The 21067-nt window shown below is 33.1% G+C and carries 17 protein-coding genes; 15 read left to right on the top strand and 2 right to left on the bottom strand.

All coding sequences use genetic code 11. The features are described 5' to 3' along the window. Positions 1–4: 4 nt before the first annotated feature. Entirely contained in the window at positions 5–5002 is a 4998-nt protein-coding gene (locus PQF96_RS04780) for a hypothetical protein (RefSeq protein WP_271765270.1), read from the bottom strand. Between the two features lie 709 nt (positions 5003–5711). Next, a complete protein-coding gene (locus tag PQF96_RS04775) occupies positions 5712–6518 on the bottom strand; it encodes an arylamine N-acetyltransferase family protein (RefSeq protein ID WP_271765268.1) in 807 nt (268 codons plus the stop codon). A gap of 688 nt (positions 6519–7206) precedes the next feature. Here PQF96_RS04775 and PQF96_RS04770 point away from each other — a divergent pair. The 15 genes from PQF96_RS04770 (at position 7207) to PQF96_RS04700 (ending at position 21066) form a co-directional block, all read left to right on the top strand. Further along, positions 7207–8070, top strand: coding sequence for an acyl-CoA thioester hydrolase/BAAT C-terminal domain-containing protein (locus PQF96_RS04770; RefSeq protein ID WP_109439037.1), 864 nt, complete (start codon positions 7207–7209; stop codon positions 8068–8070). A 450-nt stretch (positions 8071–8520) separates the two neighbouring features. Continuing rightward, on the top strand, positions 8521–8658 hold the full coding sequence (locus PQF96_RS04765) for a hypothetical protein (protein WP_271765266.1): 138 nt from the start codon (positions 8521–8523) through the stop codon (positions 8656–8658). Between the two features lie 171 nt (positions 8659–8829). Next, positions 8830–9579 carry a helix-turn-helix domain-containing protein gene (locus PQF96_RS04760; protein WP_271765265.1) on the top strand — a complete coding sequence of 250 codons (750 nt, stop codon included), beginning with the start codon at positions 8830–8832 and terminating at the stop codon, positions 9577–9579. 25 nt (positions 9580–9604) lie between these two features. Then, positions 9605–9895 (top strand): YdhR family protein, encoded by a 291-nt coding sequence (locus PQF96_RS04755; RefSeq protein ID WP_109439035.1) that lies wholly within the window; start codon positions 9605–9607, stop codon positions 9893–9895. A gap of 85 nt (positions 9896–9980) precedes the next feature. Next, the gene (locus PQF96_RS04750) at positions 9981–10505 is read left to right on the top strand and encodes a DinB family protein (RefSeq protein ID WP_271765264.1); all 525 of its coding nucleotides are present in this window, start codon (positions 9981–9983) and stop codon (positions 10503–10505) included. A 57-nt stretch (positions 10506–10562) separates the two neighbouring features. Beyond that, positions 10563–11165 (top strand): DUF998 domain-containing protein, encoded by a 603-nt coding sequence (locus tag PQF96_RS04745; RefSeq protein ID WP_271765263.1) that lies wholly within the window; start codon positions 10563–10565, stop codon positions 11163–11165. Then, on the top strand, positions 11155–12291 hold the full coding sequence (locus tag PQF96_RS04740; protein WP_271765262.1) for a helix-turn-helix domain-containing protein: 1137 nt from the start codon (positions 11155–11157) through the stop codon (positions 12289–12291). The genes PQF96_RS04745 and PQF96_RS04740 overlap by 11 nt, the downstream gene beginning before the upstream one ends. An 86-nt stretch (positions 12292–12377) precedes the next feature. Then, positions 12378–13460, top strand: a complete 1083-nt coding sequence (locus PQF96_RS04735; RefSeq protein ID WP_271765260.1) for a serine hydrolase domain-containing protein — start codon at positions 12378–12380, stop codon at positions 13458–13460. Positions 13461–13869: 409 nt separating this feature from the next. Continuing rightward, positions 13870–15663: a helix-turn-helix domain-containing protein gene (locus PQF96_RS04730; RefSeq protein WP_271765258.1), complete on the top strand. Its 1794-nt coding sequence runs from the start codon at positions 13870–13872 to the stop codon at positions 15661–15663. Positions 15664–15836: 173 nt separating this feature from the next. Beyond that, entirely contained in the window at positions 15837–17099 is a 1263-nt protein-coding gene (locus PQF96_RS04725; protein ID WP_271765257.1) for a serine hydrolase domain-containing protein, read from the top strand. Beyond that, a complete protein-coding gene (locus tag PQF96_RS04720; protein ID WP_235011039.1) occupies positions 17099–17998 on the top strand; it encodes an SDR family oxidoreductase in 900 nt (299 codons plus the stop codon). The genes PQF96_RS04725 and PQF96_RS04720 overlap by 1 nt, the downstream gene beginning before the upstream one ends. Before the next feature lie 4 nt (positions 17999–18002). Then, a complete protein-coding gene (locus PQF96_RS04715) occupies positions 18003–18350 on the top strand; it encodes a DUF983 domain-containing protein (protein ID WP_109439028.1) in 348 nt (115 codons plus the stop codon). A 100-nt stretch (positions 18351–18450) separates the two neighbouring features. Further along, the gene (locus tag PQF96_RS04710; RefSeq protein WP_271765255.1) at positions 18451–19371 is read left to right on the top strand and encodes an NAD(P)-dependent alcohol dehydrogenase; all 921 of its coding nucleotides are present in this window, start codon (positions 18451–18453) and stop codon (positions 19369–19371) included. Positions 19372–19383: 12 nt separating this feature from the next. Then, complete coding sequence (locus tag PQF96_RS04705; protein ID WP_370444688.1) at positions 19384–20001, top strand: NAD(P)H-dependent oxidoreductase; 618 nt, start codon at positions 19384–19386, stop codon at positions 19999–20001. 108 nt (positions 20002–20109) lie between these two features. After that, positions 20110–21066 (top strand): NAD(P)H-dependent oxidoreductase, encoded by a 957-nt coding sequence (locus tag PQF96_RS04700; RefSeq protein ID WP_271765254.1) that lies wholly within the window; start codon positions 20110–20112, stop codon positions 21064–21066. Position 21067: the final 1 nt, after the last annotated feature.

Genomic DNA, 21067 nt, shown 5'->3' with positions numbered 1-21067 from the left:
TCAACTAATACTCAAATTCAAACATTGCATATGACTTGCGAATACCTCCAGGCAATACATAACTAAGACGTGTTTTGTATTTACCTTCTCTCATAAATCCAAATCTATTATCAAGAAATTGTAGCGCATTATCTCCTCCACTCAAAACTCCATCATGATAGTCATTGCTAATACGAACCATGATATCTTCATAATCATCTCTATACGCTTTTGGTAACATGTATTTGTAAGGAAAGTTACTTAGACGCCACTCTGTATCTGTATTGTTTTTTAAACTAGCGAGATAATTTGTTCTAACAGAAATTGCTTTTGAAGGTGCAATGCCAAGAACATTAGTATCACGACTAAAACTATACTTTCCTGCAATTGGATAATTATTATATAAGAGGGGAGCAATATCTTTTTTAAAATACTCATCTTCCAAAGTAGAATTAGCTATTATTAAAGGTTTATTGCCAGAGTATTTAGTTCCTTCTAATTCTAAGACATCGAACCCTTCTTCATGAGCTGCTATGGTAGATGATAAATAAACTGCATCAACATATACTTTACCTACAAAATTGTTATTAATATTGATGGACTGCATTTTGTTTCGGAACGTATTATAATTACTAGTGCTAAAATCATAGGTCAATCGTTCAATCTCACTATCTTCTCTAACAACTGCTTGTGCTTTATTTTTTCTAACATTAATAGCTGTGCCTTCACTATTATAATTATTTACACTATAATCATTATCTGAAAACCCTTGACTGGTATTTACATTCGTTTTAGGTGCACTTACCATCTTGATAGTGTAGTCTGTTTTCTTTTCAATCTTAGGGATATTGTAAGACAACTGATTACTGGTATTATTGTATTGAAGTTGAGTTTCTTTTGTAGTATTTGTAACTACATTAATGTATTTTACATTAGTTTCCCATTGCGAATTTTCAAATAAATAATCTTGTCCTTTTTTAAGTTTTAAGTATCCGGTCGGGTGTTCATTTCTATAAAACAATTTTTGACCTACCACTGGATAAGCGTATTCTATATTCTCTAAAGGAATATAACTTGGTGCATCTCCTGTTGTGAAATTTATATTTCTCTCTTCAACATACTCTTCTCCATTTACCTTAAACGTGCGAAAAATGCCGTCAATTTTTTCTTGTAAAACAACTTCTACTTTGGCTTTAAGTTCTTGATTAGGAGGTAATATATCCATCGACTCAAAAGTCACTCTATCATTTTCTGGATTCCATTTTTGTTCCCCCAAAATCTTATTTCCATTACTATCTGTAATCGTAAATGTTTTGACTTTTATTTTATATGTCTTTATTTCATCATTTGTATTTGGTAACTCTATAGGTGTATTAGCAGCCATAGTCAATGCTAATTGGGGTGATGTAAACACGTCTATATTTGTATCTTTATCTGAAGGAGTGAAATCTGATATTATTTCTATATTTAATCCATTATCCGGGACTGGATTACATACCTCTCCATATTGTATATCTTCATTAACTTTTATTTTAACCATTCCTCCTAACAAGCTAAGATTTGCCGCAAATCTAGCTTGAAACCAAAACGGATTCGGGCCTCCCATCCTTCCTAAAAATGCACCGCCACCTTTTATAATTGGAAATCTTCTATAATCCCCAAAGAATTTGAAACCTATTCCTAATTCTCCTTGCATATAGGCATAAAATTGTCCTGTAGCATAAAAACCATTACTACCTATTGGAGATATACCATTACAGGTCATTGTGTTATTGTATTTTTTTATCATTGCATCAAATCCGATTCCGGCTGTAAATCGTGCATATAAAGGGCCAAAGTTTAAATTCCCTGTATCGAATTCTAATCCAACCCCAAACGCGGCCCCTTGACCGGCAGAAATACTATGATCATTTCTATTTTGTTCGGCTTCCAAAGTTCTAAGTTTATCTCCCAAAATATTGGCTACTCTGTATGGAGGTGGAGTAGCCTTAGGAAGATTTTGTCCCATCATGGCATAACCACCAATATCCACTCTTAAATCACCAAACCCAGCAGAAAACCCATTCCTATTTACAGGATTACCTAGATGCGCATACCATTCATCTTTATTAATTATCATAATACCTTCACCCGCTTTTTTTGCTCGACCTTTTCCAATAATTATACCTTTTGCTATATCTACATATATATCTAAATACGAGTAAAATGCGCTATTTTGAAAATCAATTTGACCTATAATGTATGCATCTACACCATCAGCATCTGGCATAGACTGGATATCATTAGATTCGGTACCCGTTTCTTCTTGAGCTATTTTTTCTGATAGTGATCGATCATCTCTAATTTCGCCTTTAGTGACACGATCATACTGTTCTCTAACCGGTTTTGATTCTATTTGTGTTCGCATTTCATAAATAGGTTTACCACTAGAATTTGTCATAAGGTTTCCATCTTCATCTTTTTTCTGGATTTTCTTTCCATTCTCATCTCTTTTAACAACTTTCAATCCTTTGTCTTTTTTAACAGTATTGTTGCCATCTGCGTCTTTTTCATAGACTTGTTTAGATAGCTTCTTTTTAAAAGGAAAGTTTGGATTATCCACTTTATTTAATCCTCTAAGTTGTCCTACAAGTGAAATACTATTGATGCCTCCTGATTTATTAATATTCAGTTCTAATCCAGCACCTGCCCTTAAAAACTCCTTTTTTATAGAATATCCAAATAGCATCATTTTAAATCCAAAAGATCCAGGGGAGGGTTCATAAGAAAATCCTGAAGGAGATACTTTTGCACTAGCATAGCTAGGATCCATTCTACGTCTCATATTGTTATAAAACCCTATACTGAAACCATTCAACATTAAATTAGGTGCCACATTGATTCCCACTGGTAGCTCTACCGAGCCATCTGCAAACCAATAAGAAGCAACATCATCTCTTGAAAAAATAAGTTTTGTTTTAATTCGAATATTCGTCTCGCTATTATCTTCATCTTCATCCTCGCCAGCAGATTCAGAAGTGGATTTAAAATCCCATTTTCCTTCGGCATCAACTGCCACAGCATTGCCATAAACCGGATCATCATATAATACTCTGCCAATTCCTTTAAATTTCAACTTAAATATTCTACCCTTGACAGCAATTTTTGCAACTCGTAAAGCTTTATATTTATATTGCACTTCACTATCTTCGGTGATTACACTCTCTGAAACAATATCGAGGCTACCCATGGCTTGAATAAGTAATGATTCTTTACGTGCTTCCTTTTTACGTATAGTATCTTTGGCTCTTCGATTCGACAATTCAAAACTGATATCAAATCCAAGAATATCTTCATTCTTTTCGGGATTGGTTTTATAGGTAATTCCATCTAATAATACTTGCATCCCTTTAGTTCCAAAAGACAACCCTTCTGTATACCCAAAGTATTTGATATCCATATACTTTTTGGTAGTTTTCATTTTAAGTCCTTTGAAGGTGATCCCATGAAATCGAACCATATCAGTCTCATCTTCGGTTTTTCCTAAATCTGTATCATATGAATATGTTGCATTTTCTGAAGCTTCTCTCTGTCTTTTTGAAGAAATAATGGTAGTCATTATTCCATTTAGATTGGTCTCTGGTCTAAAATTAACATTGCCTGCATCATCTTTTTCTACCGGCATTTTTATATAAGATCCTGCTCTCATTTTTACTGAAGCCAAAAATGCAGGAATTTTCATTTCATTGAGCGCCGTTATATTGGTACTATATTCGTCATCAGAAATCATTCCTTCATATTCTAAAAGAGAAGTATCTTTATCTTCAGGCAAAATACCATTATCATCATTATATGAAGTAAAATCTATTTCACTTGTGTTTCTACTTAAATCCTCAAAAATAGGGAGACGCATTCCTCCAGAAAATTTAGACTCTACAATGCTATTGTTTAGTAACTCTAAACTAATTTCTGAAACAGACATGGACCAACCTACAGGTTCTGAAGTGATGCCATCTTCTATAGAAATTACATTTTCTGCAAAAAAATTGCCAGAAACACCGTTGTTGTCAATCACAAGATCAGTTGCATCAAAATACACCCTATCATTAGCTTGTATACTTTGTTTTGATTTAAATACTTTAGGCAATCCTATTTGTAAAGATTTGATATGAATACCTCTCCATGTATTTTCGTCTGGTAGTAATACACCTTGATCTTGATATTGTTGTGGAAAAGTGATGCCTTCTGGATTTCTACCGTCACTAAAATCAAAAATAGCTTCATTACTGGTAAACATAAATCGATCTTCCTGATTAGCTAATACAAAAGGAGGGAGGTCAATATCTACGATTAAATCATTCCAAGATGCGGCCGTAGTGGTAAAAGTTCCACTTACCCTATCGGTTTCATTTTGTGTTAGTTGTCCGTTAGATTGCACTGGGATTAATAAACTTCGAGAAATGTGAACTTCACCATCAATACTCATTCCCGTTATTCCATTACAATCTATAGATACATATGATGTGTTTTGTGTCGTAGCGTTAGTATAGTGTGGGCTACCTTTTAAGGATAATACCCAATTTGATACATGAAAAGCAATTTGTGTATTCCCTAATAATATAAGATTTGCGTTTCCTGTTGTATTGCTATTACCAATAAGACCTCCTTGCTTAGACAATTTTACGTTATCGGCTCCAAAAAAAAGCTCGATAGGTTTTCCATCTTTATCAGATTGAGGTAATACTACTTTCACAAAGACTTTAAAGACAGTTTCTATTCCGAACTGAGCTTCTGCGAATGCTAATTGGTATTCGACTTCATTTACAATCTGCTTTATTCCTGCCGGTAACATCAATCCATTATTATTTGAAAATGAAGAGATCCAATTTTCTGAATCCTCAATTTTTTCGAATATAGATTGTGCTTCAGCTATAGCACTTTCAACTTCAATAGAGGTTGGAGATTTTTTATAGAACTTGTCAACGTAAACTTCTTCAGTTTTATTTTTTAGACTTTCATTTTGTATAGTATTCTTTAGAGACAAAGAATCTGAATCATTAAAGTTGTCGCGACTCTCAACTATAAAACACGATAAACAACTTAGCAATAAGGACAAGAGTTTAGTCTTTTTTGTAAGCACTTTTGGGGTATTTAGGTTGATGATTAGTGATGTTTTTTTCAGTTGATGAAAGTAAAATTCTTGTCGATAAACTCTATGTTTTTTTCATTATCATATGTTAATGTTTGTATTACTTCCTTATTAATTTTTCAAAAACATAAATCATACTTAATAAAAAGTTTTACTTTAAGAAACTCTTTCGAATCTCCTGATTTTACATTCAATCTTCCTTTGATAATCTCATAGAGGATTTGTTTTATTAAAATATAACCTTTAATGATTTTAGTTTTTTAATAACTTTTTGTTAACATGTAATAAAAAGACGAATTTCTACTTCTAGCCTGTGAAAGAAGTAAATCCCAATTCTTATTTTCGATTTTTATAGAGGTACTTATAGCTAATAAAAAGGATGAAAGGCTAGGGGTTCATTATGAAAAACTAAAGAAGAAGTATCAAGAAATTAAAACTAAAATAAACAATCAGGAATAGTAATAGCTGATAGATTTGTACAATACCTGTTGAGATAGTATTTAGATTTTAGAATTGATTTTACGATTAGTTTTAAACCCGGTTTCTCATAGAAAGGGATTGATTTATTTTAAATCCAGCGAGTGAACGATAATTTGATTTTGATTTATATATTATTAAATATTTTCACCAATTCCTTATCAGAAAAATTTGCAGTCAAATTGAAATTAGTTTTAAGAGTGTTAATCCACTTCGAACCATATTTAATTTGCTTTTTTTCAACAATTTCAATTCCTTCTCGTATGGACATTTGATTGTTGAAAAGACCTATTCTTCCAGTTTTGGTAAATTTTCCTATAAAATTGTCTTTTTTAAAGTGTGAATTAGGATGTGTTGACATGTAGTGGTTTGACATAGTAATATCTTCTGTGCTAATTAAAGTATTCTCAAAACTATATTGATTTTCCCAAATACCCTTTACCTCGCGCTGTATCATATATTGATTAGTATCGAGTGGTAATACTCTAACAATACCATCATTATCATTTACTTGATGTTTGTCATTAATATTTAAAGGAATTCTTGTTGTTAGCCCTCCAAAGCCAACATCTGTGATAAATGTTGCTCCATTTAATTTAACCAAATGCGCTAAGTGATTTCTTGGGGGTGTTTTAGTTGGATTTCTAAGCCATACTCTTCCCAATACAGGTTGTATGGAGAATCCTAATGACTTTAAAAGTGATGCATACAATAAATTGAGTTCAAAACAATAACCACCACGATATTTCATGACAATCTTTTCAAAAAGGTGATCATTGTCTAAATGTATAGGCCTGCCTACTACAACATCTAAATTTTCAAATGGGATGCATTCCATATGATTTTGCTGTAACTTAATTAAACTTTCTATATCATGATTACAATCTGATAGTTCAATTCTATTTAAATAGTTGTCAATTTGAATATCTTTCATATTTACTATTCCTTATATTAATTTTTCATCCATTCAAACCATGGAGCTTATCTTCCAATTATTTTTTTATTCTAATAAATTGGATTGTTTTCAATCCTTTAGATTCAAAATATATACCATTGATATTAAATATATACTGGTTCAAAGCTAAAAAAAAACATAAAAAGAGTATTTGATATACACCAATTTCTTCGAGTAGATATATTATAATATTTGTAGGTGTCAATCACAATAGAATATAATTAAGTCAATGAGATATATTTATTGCTTAAAAATGAAAACGACTGATTTTTACAATTTTCAATCATAAAAAGTAAATAGATTGCGATTTAAAAATCTAAGCTCAATGATATTACCAATTATGAAGTTAAAATTCAGATTTATTACTAAGGTGAGTGATTTAAAAGATAGAAGAAAAGACTAAAGTAAAATACTTTAACGCAAAGAAATCATTTCGATAATGGATAAACTACTATATAACCCAGGGGAGTAAATTGCAAAAACAAATGTTTCTTGAGATTAGAAACAACGAACTATTTGATCAAGTCCAAGACTATACGTTAGCATACCTATAATACAATTTTCGAAAGAAATATTTACCCTGCCGAAGAAGATATTTCTAGAACAATAGCTTCTTTTCAAAGAGCTTTGAGCATAATTCAAAATAAAAAATAGAAATCAAAAACTAATGAGAAAAAAAATCAAAATAACGACAATAGCGTTTTTATCACTTCTACTCTTAGGATTTATCTATCTTTTTACCCATGTTCCAAAATTGTCTGATAAACATGGAGTGGTTGAAACAAAATTATATCTTGGAAATTCTGATAAGCAACCTTTATTTGTAGGCTTTGGTGGCGGTGGTGGAGGAAATGATTGGGTTAGAAACTACTTAAAAGGCAAACGAGATAGTTTAAATCAAAAAGGGTATGCGGTACTTGCTATTGGCTATTTTAAATCGGTAGGCGCACCAGACCATTTAGATAGAATTTCGCTAGATGCTATAAGAGATACTATTGTATCTATAGCGAAACACCCTAAAATAGATGGATCAAAAATTATCTTATTTGGAGGGTCTCGAGGTGGAGAGTTGGTTTTAAATTTAGCGAGTAGATATAAAGATTTTAATGGCGTTATAGCAGGTTCTACATCTAATGTTAGCTTTCCTGCCATTACTATATACGCTAACACATCGTCATGGATTTATAAAAATAACGAAGTCCCTTACGTTCCTGCTCCATTAAAAACTATCATACCAGCCATAAAGGGGGACTTATACACGGCGCATGCTATGATGCTCGAAGATAAAGATGCTGTTAAAGAGGCTGAAATTCCAGTAGAAAATATTAATGGTTCGGTTCTAATTATTTCAGGTAAAGATGATGACCAATGGCCAGCTCCAGAAATGTCTGAACAAATTATAAAACGTCTTAAAAAAAATAATTATAAACATTATTACAAACATATACAACTCGATGGCGGACATGCTGCTCCATTAGAACATTTTAATCTAGTATATGATTTTCTGGAACAACATTTTAAAGTAGAGTAGGTGATTAACAATTTGCATTAAAATATACACGTTTTATTCTCAATAGAAAATCCAATATGTATTGATACAATAAATATAAAATTTAGCTTAGTTATAGATTAGAAGGATATAGTTCATACTTATCGTAAGCTTATACGCTACATCCATAGTGAATCTAGTATTCCTATGTTATTACATAAAAGTTTTGTGCAATTCTGAAAATTAATAGAGCATAATCAAATGAATTTTAAAAAAATAAACTTATATTTTGATTAATATTATTTGTTGGTTTTCTAGTAACAGGATAGTATATGAAGGAATACTTTTAAACCCGAAAATATTAACAGTAAAGTTGTGAGAATGCAAATAAGAGCAAATCACATATATATACTATTTATTTCGTTGTTAAATGTAGTGTCATTCAAATGTGAATTAAAAACGAAATATAATCTATCAAAATATCTAGATATTTTGTTTAGAATATTAATATTGACTGCTGGAGTAATTGCTGTTATTGCTTTTCTTGAAAAACATACAAGGAATTTAAACGTAAGAATTTGGACACTTTCTGCTGTAATTCTATCTTTAGTATCGGTTGGAATAATGTAAATAAATGAATTACTAAATATTGTAATAAAAAAGGAATAGCATATAAAACGAGTAAAATTAATTGCTTTGGTATCTTCTCAACAGAAATTTACTATCATTAATTATTTTTGTTAACTACAGAATGTCTCGCTTAAACTTATTCCGCAACTATGCATTTACTAAATATTTTAAATGATTTATACTCAACAACAAGCACATAAAGACCTTAAAGATTATATAAGATGCTATTGGAAAGTTGAAAATAAGACTAAGGCATCTCAATCTTACACCATTTTTCCAGATGGCTTTTTTGATGTATTAATTTGTTATCAAAATAATAATCTTAAAGGTGTGTTTTTAACAGGTTTATGGAATAAAAAAACCAATGTAGTTATTTCACCAAAAACAACAATATACGGAATACAGTTTAGGTTATTAGCAGTAGAATATATTATTAAAGACAGTATTGCTCCATTACTTAATAAAATAAATAGAATAGAAAAATCGTATTTAGGGCTAAATCAATTTAGTAAACAAAGCGATGCTTTTATGTTTCAATACTTAAACGAATGTCTAATAGCCCATCTTAATGAGCAGGACTTAACGCATTCTAAAAAAAGTATCCTTCTAAAAACAATTAATCAAACAAAAGGCAATGAAACTGTTGAGTACTATTCTCAAAAAGCCCATTGGTCGCAACGCCAAATAAATCGCTATTTCCAATCTACTTTTGGATTCTCTTTAAAAAGCTACTGTAATATTAGAAAAGGAGCTTCTACCTATAGCCAAATAAAAAATGGACAGTTATATCCGCTAGAAGGCTATTTCGATCAATCTCATTTTATAAAAGAAATAAAGAAAATAACAGAATACACACCAAAAGTATTATTAAAGAATGAAAACGACCGATTTTTACAATTTTCAATCATAAAAAGTAAATAGATTGCAATTTTAAAATCTAATTACTATGATACTACAAATTATTAAGCTAAAATCTGATCTGCCAGAAGATGAATTATTAAAAAGAGCCGAAGAAAGAGTAATTAACTTTAAATCGATTCCTGGGCTTTTACAAAAATATTATATAAAAACAAGTAATGAAGGAGAATACGGAGGTGTATATCTTTGGGAATCTGAGCAATCTCTAAAAAAATACCAAGAATCTGAATTAGCTAAAAGTATACCTTCTGCCTACGCAATTAATCAAACTCCAGATATTGAAATTCTAGATGTTATTTTTCAATTGAGAAACGAGTAAACCAATCAATTTTTACATTGGAGATTACTAATTAATACCCCAGCCATGGGTTTAATATCTATAAATTGAGTCCAAATATCAAAGTATGATAAAAAAAGAAGTAATTGATATCCTAGAGCAGAAACACCAGATACTCTATGAATGGTTAAAAAATCTTCCAGATGAAAACTGGGTAAAAGGACCTGAAGGTAAGTGGAATACTGGAGAACATATAGTTCATTTAATTCAAAGTGAAAATTACTTAAACAAAGCGTTGCGGACCCCAAAATTTTATTTAAAATATAAGTTTGGAACTAATAATAGAGAGAATCGCACATACTCGCAGATAGTTAAAAAATATCAAGATAAGTTGAAAAACAATCCAGGTGTTGTTGCCAATATTTCCAAGAACATGCCAATAATCAAACATTCAGATAAAATTTCTTACCTCTCTAAATTAGACAAAGAAAAAAAGGTGCTAATTAAGAAATTTCAAAAGTGGACTGAGCATGATTTAGATATTTATCTGCTTCCGCATCCTCTTATGGGAAGAATGACTATTAGAGAAATAGTAATTTGGACAGCTTATCATACTGAGCATCATTGCAATATTTTGAAAATGAACCATTAAGAGAGGTAAAGTATTAAAAAAAATTAAAAATAAAGACTGTTGAATTCAAAAATCAAAATGACTAACAAATCTTACGGAATAATAGGAATTACAGCAACCATAATCTTTTTAGTGACCTACGTAATAATGTCATCAATGCGTCCTGAATATTCAATGTTTACCAAAGCTATTAGTGAACTTGGTTCAATCGATGCGCCCAATAGATGGATATGGAATAGTTTCGGTTACATTATGTCAGGATTGTTTATAGCAATTTATGCTTTTGGTCTGTATAAAAATATAGTGATTGAGAAATCTAGTAAACTACCTCTATATGGCATGTTTTTGAGTGGTGTTTTTATGGCGATATCAGGTATATTTCCTGGAGATTTTGATAACAAACAGTCAACTACAATGCTTTTGCACACCATTGGGAGTTTTGGAAGTTATATTTTCTTTTTGATTGGAGCTTTTACCTATCCAAGATTAATGGATAAAACAGATTATTGGAAAAGAATTAAAAAGCCAACATTAATCTTTACATACTTAACTATTATATTTGGTGCTTGGGCCTTTGTCTTTCCAAACATGCCTGCTCTCGGTCAAAGAATTGTTTTCTTCTTTTATTTTTTATGGATATTTTACACAGCCATTAAACTTTTAAACTATAATGAGTTATGACTTCTCTGATATCGACATTGTATTTGTAATTTTTCTATCTACAAAATTTGGAATTTCTATATTACTTACTGCTATTACTTTTACCATTTCTAAAAAGGTAAATAATATAGCCAATAAATGGTTAACTGTATTTATTTTTGGGCTTAGCCTTGTTTTTTTAGTTGATATCTTAGGGGAATTTAACTCTAATGTTTCTCATTATTTATTGTTTTTTTGTAAAGAAATTATCGTTTTTCTAATCCCTATTTCTCTTTATCTGGCAGTCCACTCCTTTGTAAAACCTATCAAAAATCTAACTAGGAATGATGTTATTTTATTTATTCCCTGGATAGTCGATATCCTATTGAAATCTTTTTCTTTTTTTGGTAAAAAAGTATTCATCACCGAAAATGAATTGTACCAACCATGGTATGATATCCTTTTCATAGCATTCTGTATTTTTGTTCTTATAAAATCATCATTGATTATATCGAGACATCAAAAATCTATTAAATATTTATCAGCTGATGTTTATAGGATTGATTTAAAATGGTTACTCTATTTACTATTAGCTCCAACGATACTAATTTTTACCGAGATTATATTTAGTTTTAGTAGCTCTTATACACTTATTAGCATAGCTGATATTATAGAGTTTTTATTGTTGTTTTATATGGGTTATCATATTGTACTTCAGAAAGAAATTTTCCCTTATGAAAAAACGCAATTAGAAAATATTGATAAAGTAATAAAACATAAATATCAACCGAACACAGAAAATTTGAGGTTATCTCCTTTAAAAATTGAGGAAACTAAAAGTTTTATTTTGCAATATATGATAGAAAAACAGCCTTACCTAGAAAGTGACATCACACTTCCTAAATTAGCATTTGGGTTACGAATGAAATCTCATTTCTTATCGTATTTTATAAACAATTATTTTCATAAAAACTTTTATAGCTTTATTAACGAATATCGTGTAGAAGAAAGCAAAAAAATACTGATTGACCCGAACAAAAAACACTTAAACATGTTAGGTGTAGCCTTTGAATCTGGTTTTAACTCCAAAACTACTTTCAATACTACTTTTAAAAAGATAACTGGTGTATCCCCTAGTAATTATAGAAAACAACAGACTACAAACTAAAATTATTTTTTTGCTAAGTTGTTCGACTCTATAAATTCGAACAATTCGTTATGGTGTTCTATTAGATTTGCCTAAAAATAAAAATAATGAAACATACATTCTTAACAGTACTAGTAATCTTATTGACGACGAGTTGCTCAAAAGACGATGAATCTTCACCAAATGAAGATTCACAAAAAGTTCAATTAATACAATTGCTTAACGAAAAAGAAGTAGATGGCTTTTATGGTAGTGTTCTTATTAAAAAAGACAATGAGATACTTATTAATAATGGGTATGGTTTTAAGAATCTGGCAGAAGATCAAAAAAACGATCCAAATACTATTTTTGATATTGGATCTGTAACCAAACAATTTACCGCAGCAGCAATTCTCAAATTAGAAATGCAAGAAAAACTATCTGTAGAAGATAGTTTACATGCATATTTAGAAAATGTTCCAATAGAAAAACAAAATATCACCATACATCAATTACTTACACACTCTTCTGGGCTTCTCGAATCTATAGGTTCAGATTATGAGGTTGTGGATACCGAAATGTTCTTGGCACAAACTTTTTCATCAGAACTACAATTCTCTCCAGGAGAAAGGTACAAATACTCTAATGTAGGATATAGTATTTTAGGAATTCTTATCGAAAAAATATCAGAACAAACTTATGAAGAATACTTAAGGGATAATTTATGGCTTCCAGCAGGAATGAACAAAACCGGATATCGATCGCCAGACTTTCAATCAGAAAACATAGCTCATGGATATCAAGAAGGTACCGATTTTGGAGTTCCTAATAGTAACGATCTATGGTTTGACGAGGGACCTTACTGGAATCTTAAGGCAAATGGTGGTATTCTATCTAGTACGCAGGATATGAAGAAGTGGCACGAAGCACTGAATACTAATGAAATTCTAAATGAAGAAGCCAAACAAAAGTTGTTTTTTCAGCATATACTAGAAGAGACTGAAGGAGATTCCTATTATGGCTATGGTTGGGTAATACAGGAGTTGGAAGATGGAACAAAAGTCCATTGGCACGATGGAGGAAATGGCGTTTTTTATGCCCAAATGTTCAGGTTTACAGAAGAGCAAAACACTACTATAATCATACTATCTAACCAAGCTTCTGAAATTGCCGAAACATTAATTATTGATATTGTTACGATTTTGTTCTGATAATCAATACTTCAAAAATGAGAATGACTTGTGAAATAATCTCAATTGGTAATTATAAAGCTTAAAATAAAGAAACCTAAGCTTTGTCTAAAATAAAAAAGCAAGTTCTTTTATTTGGAGCTTGCTTCGTTTCAACTTTTTGTTGATTTCTTGTGACCTAGGCAGGATTAAGTCTAAATCCTTTGAAGCCTTTATTTTAAACGATTTTTAAGTCTTGCAAAATCTGTTGACCGAATTGTTGTCGTTCAGTTTGATTGCAAATGATATCATTTGACTTTCAGAACAAAAATATAAAATTGTTTAATAAGCTGGATGATAGTCTGCTTATAAGTAGGAATTCAAAATTCTTTGTAAGAATGTTAAATTTTCTTTTAACACTTTCTTAAATTTACGGAGGTGTTTTTAAAGATTGAATCTATCGACTTCCAATATATCATCCATAGACAAATCTATTGTCGTTTTACCATTTAAGAATTTAAGTGGTGATGCTTCCTATGAATATTTCTCTGATGGTATTACCGAAGAAATTATTAATGCACTTACCAAGATAGATACGCTCAAAGTAACCGCTCGAACATCATCTTTCGCTTTTAAAAATAAACCTACCGATATCCGAATTATAGGTAATGAACTTGGCGTAACCAATGCCGTAGAAGGAAGTATTCGTATTGCAAAAGAAAGAATCCGCATTTCAGCCCAATTGACACGAACTGATACAGGTTTTCTGCTTTGGTCTGAAAAATTTGATAGAGAACTCGATGATGTTTTCGCACTCCAAGATGAAATCAGTCTTTTGATAGCGGATAAAATTCGTGAGAATTTTGGCCATATTGAGATTGAGGAATCTTTATCGAGTGTACAAACACAGAATTTAACAGCGTATCAACTCTATCTCAAAGGCAGGTATTTTCAATTGACCTGGAATCTGCCGAATCTCGAGAAAGCAATTGGCTTTTATCAAAAAGCGGCTGACTTTGATGCTTCTTATGCCGACCCCATTATTGCTATTGGCTGGTGTTATGCCATTAATGCAAGTTGGGGGCATATGAATAGAGAGGATGGACTCAAAAAAGCCAACCAGTATCTGGACAAAGGCTTGGCAATGAATCCAAATTCCTATACTGGATATTTTGCAAAAGCAACGATACATTTTTGGGGTAATTGGCAGTTTGAAGAGGGATATCGAGATCTTCAGAGTTGTTTTAAAATAAATCCACATTTCTCTGAAGGTATGGAAGCCCTTGCAGAGTTATATACTGCAACAGGTTTTTTTGATAAGGCTTTGGAACAGACCGAACAGATTCTAAAAATTAATCCATTATCACCCAATCATTACTACACCAAAGGAAATATACATTACTTGCAGGGAGATTATCAAACTGCCTTAGGTAGCTTTGAAAACTCCCTCAAGCTTGATAATAGTTTTACATTGAGTAGGCACTTAAAAGTAGCTTGTCTATTATTCTTAAAAGAAAAGGATGCAATGCTAGCCTATGCCAAATCATTCCTAAATGATGATTTTGTGGCTATGATTAATGCCATTTACGGGGCGATTCACCATCAAAAAATTCCAGAGTTCGATGAAACTTTAATGTCAGAAAATTTGAACCTAATGGTGTATTGGGATTTCTACTATTTGGTACATTGTCAAAAAACGGATGCTGCATTTGAACGCTTTGAGAAAATGGTTAAAGAGCGCATCGGGCAAATCATTAATTTTCAATTTGACCCATTTTTAGTGCCTTTAAGAAGCACGCAAATGTTCAAAGAATTAAAGAGTACAATCTTTAAAGGAATCCAAGCAACAACCTTCTCGATTGAAGCATCAAAAACCGATAACATCCCATCCTTTACCCAAAAAGAATCTGATGAATTAAAAAATGCGCTAGATCAAATTTTGGGTCGTGAGCAAGCTTTTCTTCGTTCAGATTTGTCGCTTCGTTCTTTAGCGGAAGAATTGGCCATCCATCCCAATCGCCTGTCAAAGTTTATCAATGATTACCTTCAAACCAACTTCACAGAGCTGGTCAATGGTAAACGGTTGGAACATTTTCAAAAGATAGCCTTACTGCCCGAAAATAGCCATTTAACGTTATTGGGATTGGCTTACGAAAGTGGATTTAACTCCAAAACTGTTTTTAATACCTACTTTAAAAAAATTGCAGGCATAACTCCCAAGCAGTGGTTAAAAAATAATTCGTAAGTAAGCTTCTATAGTATTTATCATTTCATCAGGGTTTAAAAAGTTCTGATTCTCATTGTATAGGTTCTGATTTTCATTTCAGAACGATTGCCTTTTCTTTCCAAATCATCTTTGTACCATCAAAAATTTATCAATCCACTTCGCAACGATGCGGAGTAAAAAAACGAATAGTTATGACAACAATTATCAGATTTATTTCAGGAACGGTATTAACAATACTGCTATTAGCTACAACATCGTGCTCAAGCGATGACGACGAAACATTTATTCAGCCCGATCCTACTGGAATTCAAACCCAAGAAGACCTAAGCGCATACCTTGAAGAAGTCATTGAAACGCAAGAAATCGCTGGTTTTGCAGTGAGTATTGCACAAGGAAATACTATTGATTACAAAACTTCCTTTGGGTTTGAAAATATTGAAACGCAACGAGCTTTCAATAACCAAACAGTTATCAATATTGCTTCTTTAAGTAAGTCTTTTGTAGGTGCTGCTACGGCCAAAGCTATTGAACAAGGCTATTTTACTTTAGATACGCCTATCAATGGCCTGTTACCAATAGAAATTGTTAATCTGGAAAACCCTGATGCAGTAATTCGTGTGCGACATTTGGTAACCCATACCTCAGGTATTGTAGATGACCAAAGCACTTATCTTCAGGCCAATTATTTTGTATTGCTAAATCAGGATATGAGTACGACAGGTGCCAATATCTTAACCAGTCCTCTAGGATTGGAAGTAATGAATCCTGTTCCACTTGAAGAATATCTGGCTGAATACTTTTTAGAAGATGGTGAGCTGTATGGCAACTCCAACTTTATTGATGTAGAACCAGGTGAAACATGGGCATATTCCAATGTGGCAACGTCATTAATGGGCTTTGTCATTGAATCGGCTACGGAAGAAGATTTTGCCTCTTATGTAGCGACACACATTTTATCGCCGTTACAAATGAACAATTCTACTTTTAATGTAACAGAGGTAAATCAAGAAGGATGGGCTATTCCTTACTTGGATAAGAATACACCGCTTCCATTTTATGGAAATCATGGCTATCCTGAAGGAAGTATATACACTACAAATGATGACTTGGCTAACTACCTTTTGGATATGACCAAAGGCATCAAAGGACAATCCAATACGCTTTTCGGAACAGCTTTTTATGAACTATTATTTACCCCACAGCTTGACGCGGGTATTGTACCCGATGGATTTGCCGAAAACCACGGTTTGTACTGGTACAAAAAAGGAAATAGTTGGGTGCACAGCGGCAATAGTTTAGGTGTTTCCAGTCATATGGAAATAAAGACAGATGGCAGTTCAGGTTTCTTTGTAATTGCCAATATGGATGCCACTTTTTCTGATAATACCCCTATATGGGAAGCTGTATTACAGCTTATTAAAGAAGGTGTGCAAGAGTATTTGCATAATAATTAATGGAAGAAAAAAGAATTGTGATGTTACGAAAAGTAAATAATAAACGCATACTTATTGCAGGTGCAACTGGATATTTAGGAAATCATATTACACAAGCTATCGTAGCCAAAGGACAGCCTGCAAGACTGCTTACCCGAAAGAGAGACAGATTGGAACAATATAAGTCTCCAAGCATAGAAATTATGGAAGCTACAGTTACCGAACCTGATACGCTTTTGAGAAGCTGCGAAGGAATTGATACGGTGATTTCGACCATAGGTATTACGCGCCAAAAAGATGGGTTCACATATATGGATGTAGATTATCAAGCCAACTTAAATCTGTTGCGGGAAGCCCAGAGAGCGGGTGTGAGAAAGTTCATTTACGTGTCTGCAATTAATGGAGACAAACATCGAGACCTAAAGATTTTTGAAGCAAAAGAAGCCTTCGTAGATGCATTGAAAACCTCAGGGCTTGAATACACGGTGATTAGACCGAATGGATTTTTCTCCGATATGAAGGACTTTCTTCAAATGGCAAGTAAAGGACGTGTGTTCCTTTTTGGAAATGGAGAACAATTGATGAATCCCATTCACGGAGCCGATTTGGCAGAAATCATCTTGGATATGATTGATGACCCTGCCAATGAATGTTCTGTAGGTGGACCAGACGTACTTACACAAAACGAGATTGCAGAACTTGCCTTCGATGCTCATAGTAAAGTGACCAATATCTGGCATTTACCAGATTGGGTGAGACGTTTCAGCCTTTGGTCGGTGCGCACGTTCACTTCCGTTGAGACCTATGGCCCAATTGAGTTCTTTCTGACCTTAATGGCCAATGATAACGTGGCAATGCGCTATGGAACACATAAACTGAGAGACTTCTATTTCGCAGAAGCAAAATCAATTAAAATGTAAAGTGATGATACAGAAGATATTAAATAACAAATGCCCTAACTGTGATAAAGGCCAGATTTATAAAGAAAAGAACATCTATTTCAATTTTAGAAAACCTAAGATGAACAAAAGTTGTTCCCATTGTGGATATGTCTTTGAGAAAGAACCTGGGTTTTTCTTCGGTGCGATGTATGTGAGTTACGCTTTGGGAATTGCACAAGCTGTGGCAGTATATATCATTGGAACTTTCTTTTTTGAGGACACCTTCGATTTATGGATTCTTCCATGGATAGCTATGACCATTCTTTTATTATCATCCTTTAACATTCGCTTGTCGCGCATTATATGGATATATCTTTTGAAAGGAATTTAAAGAAGTTCGGAATTACATTCCGGAACGACTGGTGACCTAATCAATCGCATCTTTGTACCATCAAATTATACGAGTTTATTCATCAATAAAATCTCTAAAAATGAAAGCAGTAGTGTATTCTAAATATGGTTCGCCAGAAGTCCTTCAATTGAAAGAGCTAGGAAAACCCACAACAAAACCCAATGAAATTTTGGTAAAGGTATATGCTACTTCGGTAACCGCAGGTGACGTTCGATTACGGGCATCTGATTTTCCACTGCTAGTTTGGTTCCCAGCCCGTTTGATGTTCGGATTGTTCCGACCAAAAAAACAAATCTTGGGTCACGAATGGTCGGGAGTAATTGAACGAGTTGGAAGCAAGGTCTCGAAGTTTAAAGTAGGTGATGAAGTTTTCGGAACCACTTCAATGTTAAAAACAGGAGCCTATGCAGAATATATGTGTGTACCCGAACATTGGAATCAAGGTGTTGTCATCAAGAAACCAAAACAACTGCTCCATAAAGAAGCTGCAGCATTACCCATCGGTGGTATGACAGCTTTGTATTTACTGCAAAAGGCGAATATTGAAAGAGACCAAAGAGTACTCATCTATGGCGCTTCAGGCAGTGTGGGAAGTTATGCGGTACAAATTGCGAATCATTTTGGAGCTCGCGTTACAGGGGTTTGTAGCACCAATAATTTGGAGATGGTGGAGCAACTAGGGGCTGAAGCGATAATCGATTACAAGAATCAGGACTATACCCAATCATCCGAACGCTACGATATTGTGTTCGACACCGTAGGAAAAACTTCAAAGTCAGATGCTAAAAAAGTTTTAAAGCGTGGTGGTCAATTCGTTTCCACAAAAATGCTCACCAAAGAAAGTACGGAACTACTCCTGAAAATACGCCAACTCGTAGATAGTGGAAGAATTAAGCCATTTATAGATAAAGAATACAGTTTAGAAACCCTTATTGAAGCACATCACTATGTAGATTCGAGTAGAAAACGAGGAAACGTCTCAGTAATCATTCAAAATTAAAATCATCAACCTGTGCTGAGCCTAGTCGAAGCATCAAAAAACGAACATACAATGAAAAAAGTACTCATCATCAACGGACACCCAGATAAAGAAAGTTACAACTGGGCTTTGGCGGAAAGCTATAAAAAAGGAGCAATTTCAGGTAATTCCTTGGTAGAGACCTTAAATCTCTCGGAGCTTCATTTTGACCCAAACTTAAAGTATGGCTATAGGATTCCTTATGCATTAGAGCCTGATTTAGAAATGGCCATCAAAAAGATTAAAGAAGCAGAACATCTCGTTTGGGTATTCCCGATGTGGTGGTATGGTCTTCCTGCTTTGCTGAAAGGCTTTATCGACCGTACTTTCCTACCAGGTATCACCTTTAAATACCAAAAGGGGAAACTGTTTCCAGACAAACTATTGAAAGGTAAAACAGCTCGAATTATAGTGACAGCAGATACCGTAAGTTGGTATAATAGTTTGGTGATGAAAAACCCAGCAATCAATCAGCTAAAAAAAGGAGTCTTGGAGTTCTGTGGCGTAAAACCTGTAAAGGTTACCTATCTGGCAGCTGTGAAGGACTCAACTAAAAAACAACGCATACAATGGCTATCAAAAGTCAATCATTTTGGAGCCAGAGTTGGTTAGAGTCACTAACGATTCTACAGTACACTTTTCGAACAAATCATACTCCCGCTTGAATAAATGATTTAAGCAGGACATCATCAAATTTGTATTAATTTAAAATAGAATAAAATGAAAAAAATAGTAGCTTTTTCTGGAAGCAACAGTCCAGAATCCATTAACGAAAAACTAATCCAATCAGTAATTGAACGATACTCGGATTATGACATTAGATTTATTGACCTAAAGAAGTTTGATGTGGATATTTTCTCACCACAAATTCTTGCAGATGGAATTCCAAAACAAATACAGCAGTTGTATACCATATTTGAAGAGAGCGAGGGATTTATAATAGCATCGCCAGAACATAACGGGTTACCTACTGCATTTTTAAAAAACACATTAGACTGGCTCTCTGTCATTACCCAACGTTTCTTTGGAAATAAACCCGTCTTTCTGTTAAGTACATCTCCTGGAGTCACAGGAGCAAAAACACAGCTAGCATTGTTAGAAAAGTTGGTGCCGATATGGGGTGGGCAAGTAAGAGCAACTCATTCACTGGGAAGCTTTAAGGAGAATTTTGACATCCAAACAAATACCATTAGCAATATTGAAGAGTTAGAAAAATTGGATAAAGCTTTTTATGCTTTTGTGAAGACGGACTATAAACCAAAGAAAACCAATGCAGAAGTTGTCCAAGCCTATTTTAATGCTTTTCAGCAAGGGGATTTAGAAGCTGTAATGAATGTTTTTCATCCTGAATGTTATATCGTAAGTGTAAAAGAAGAAGAACGCCCTACCGAACAACTTCACGGTATCTATCGTACACGAAATGAAGCGAGGCAATTTCTGAATAACATTGTATCCCTTTTTGAAACCAAGGCATTTAATGTTGAAACTATTATGGAAGCAGCTGATAATTTAGTGGTTGCCAAAGGGACTTTTTCACATTTAGTAAAGAGTTCAGGAAAACTCTTTAATAGCAATTGGGTACAGTTATGTATTGTAGAAGATGAAATGGTTAAAGAGTATCGTTTCTACGAAGATTCTGCTGCGCTTATTGAAGCATCCACTATTGAATATGCTTAAA

Origin of the sequence: Aquimarina algiphila (assembly GCF_947494415.1) — a bacterium.
Classification (GTDB): domain Bacteria; phylum Bacteroidota; class Bacteroidia; order Flavobacteriales; family Flavobacteriaceae; genus Aquimarina; species Aquimarina algiphila.
Note: the sequence above shows the minus strand (reverse complement) of the source record. Positions and strands in the feature narration are given on the sequence as shown.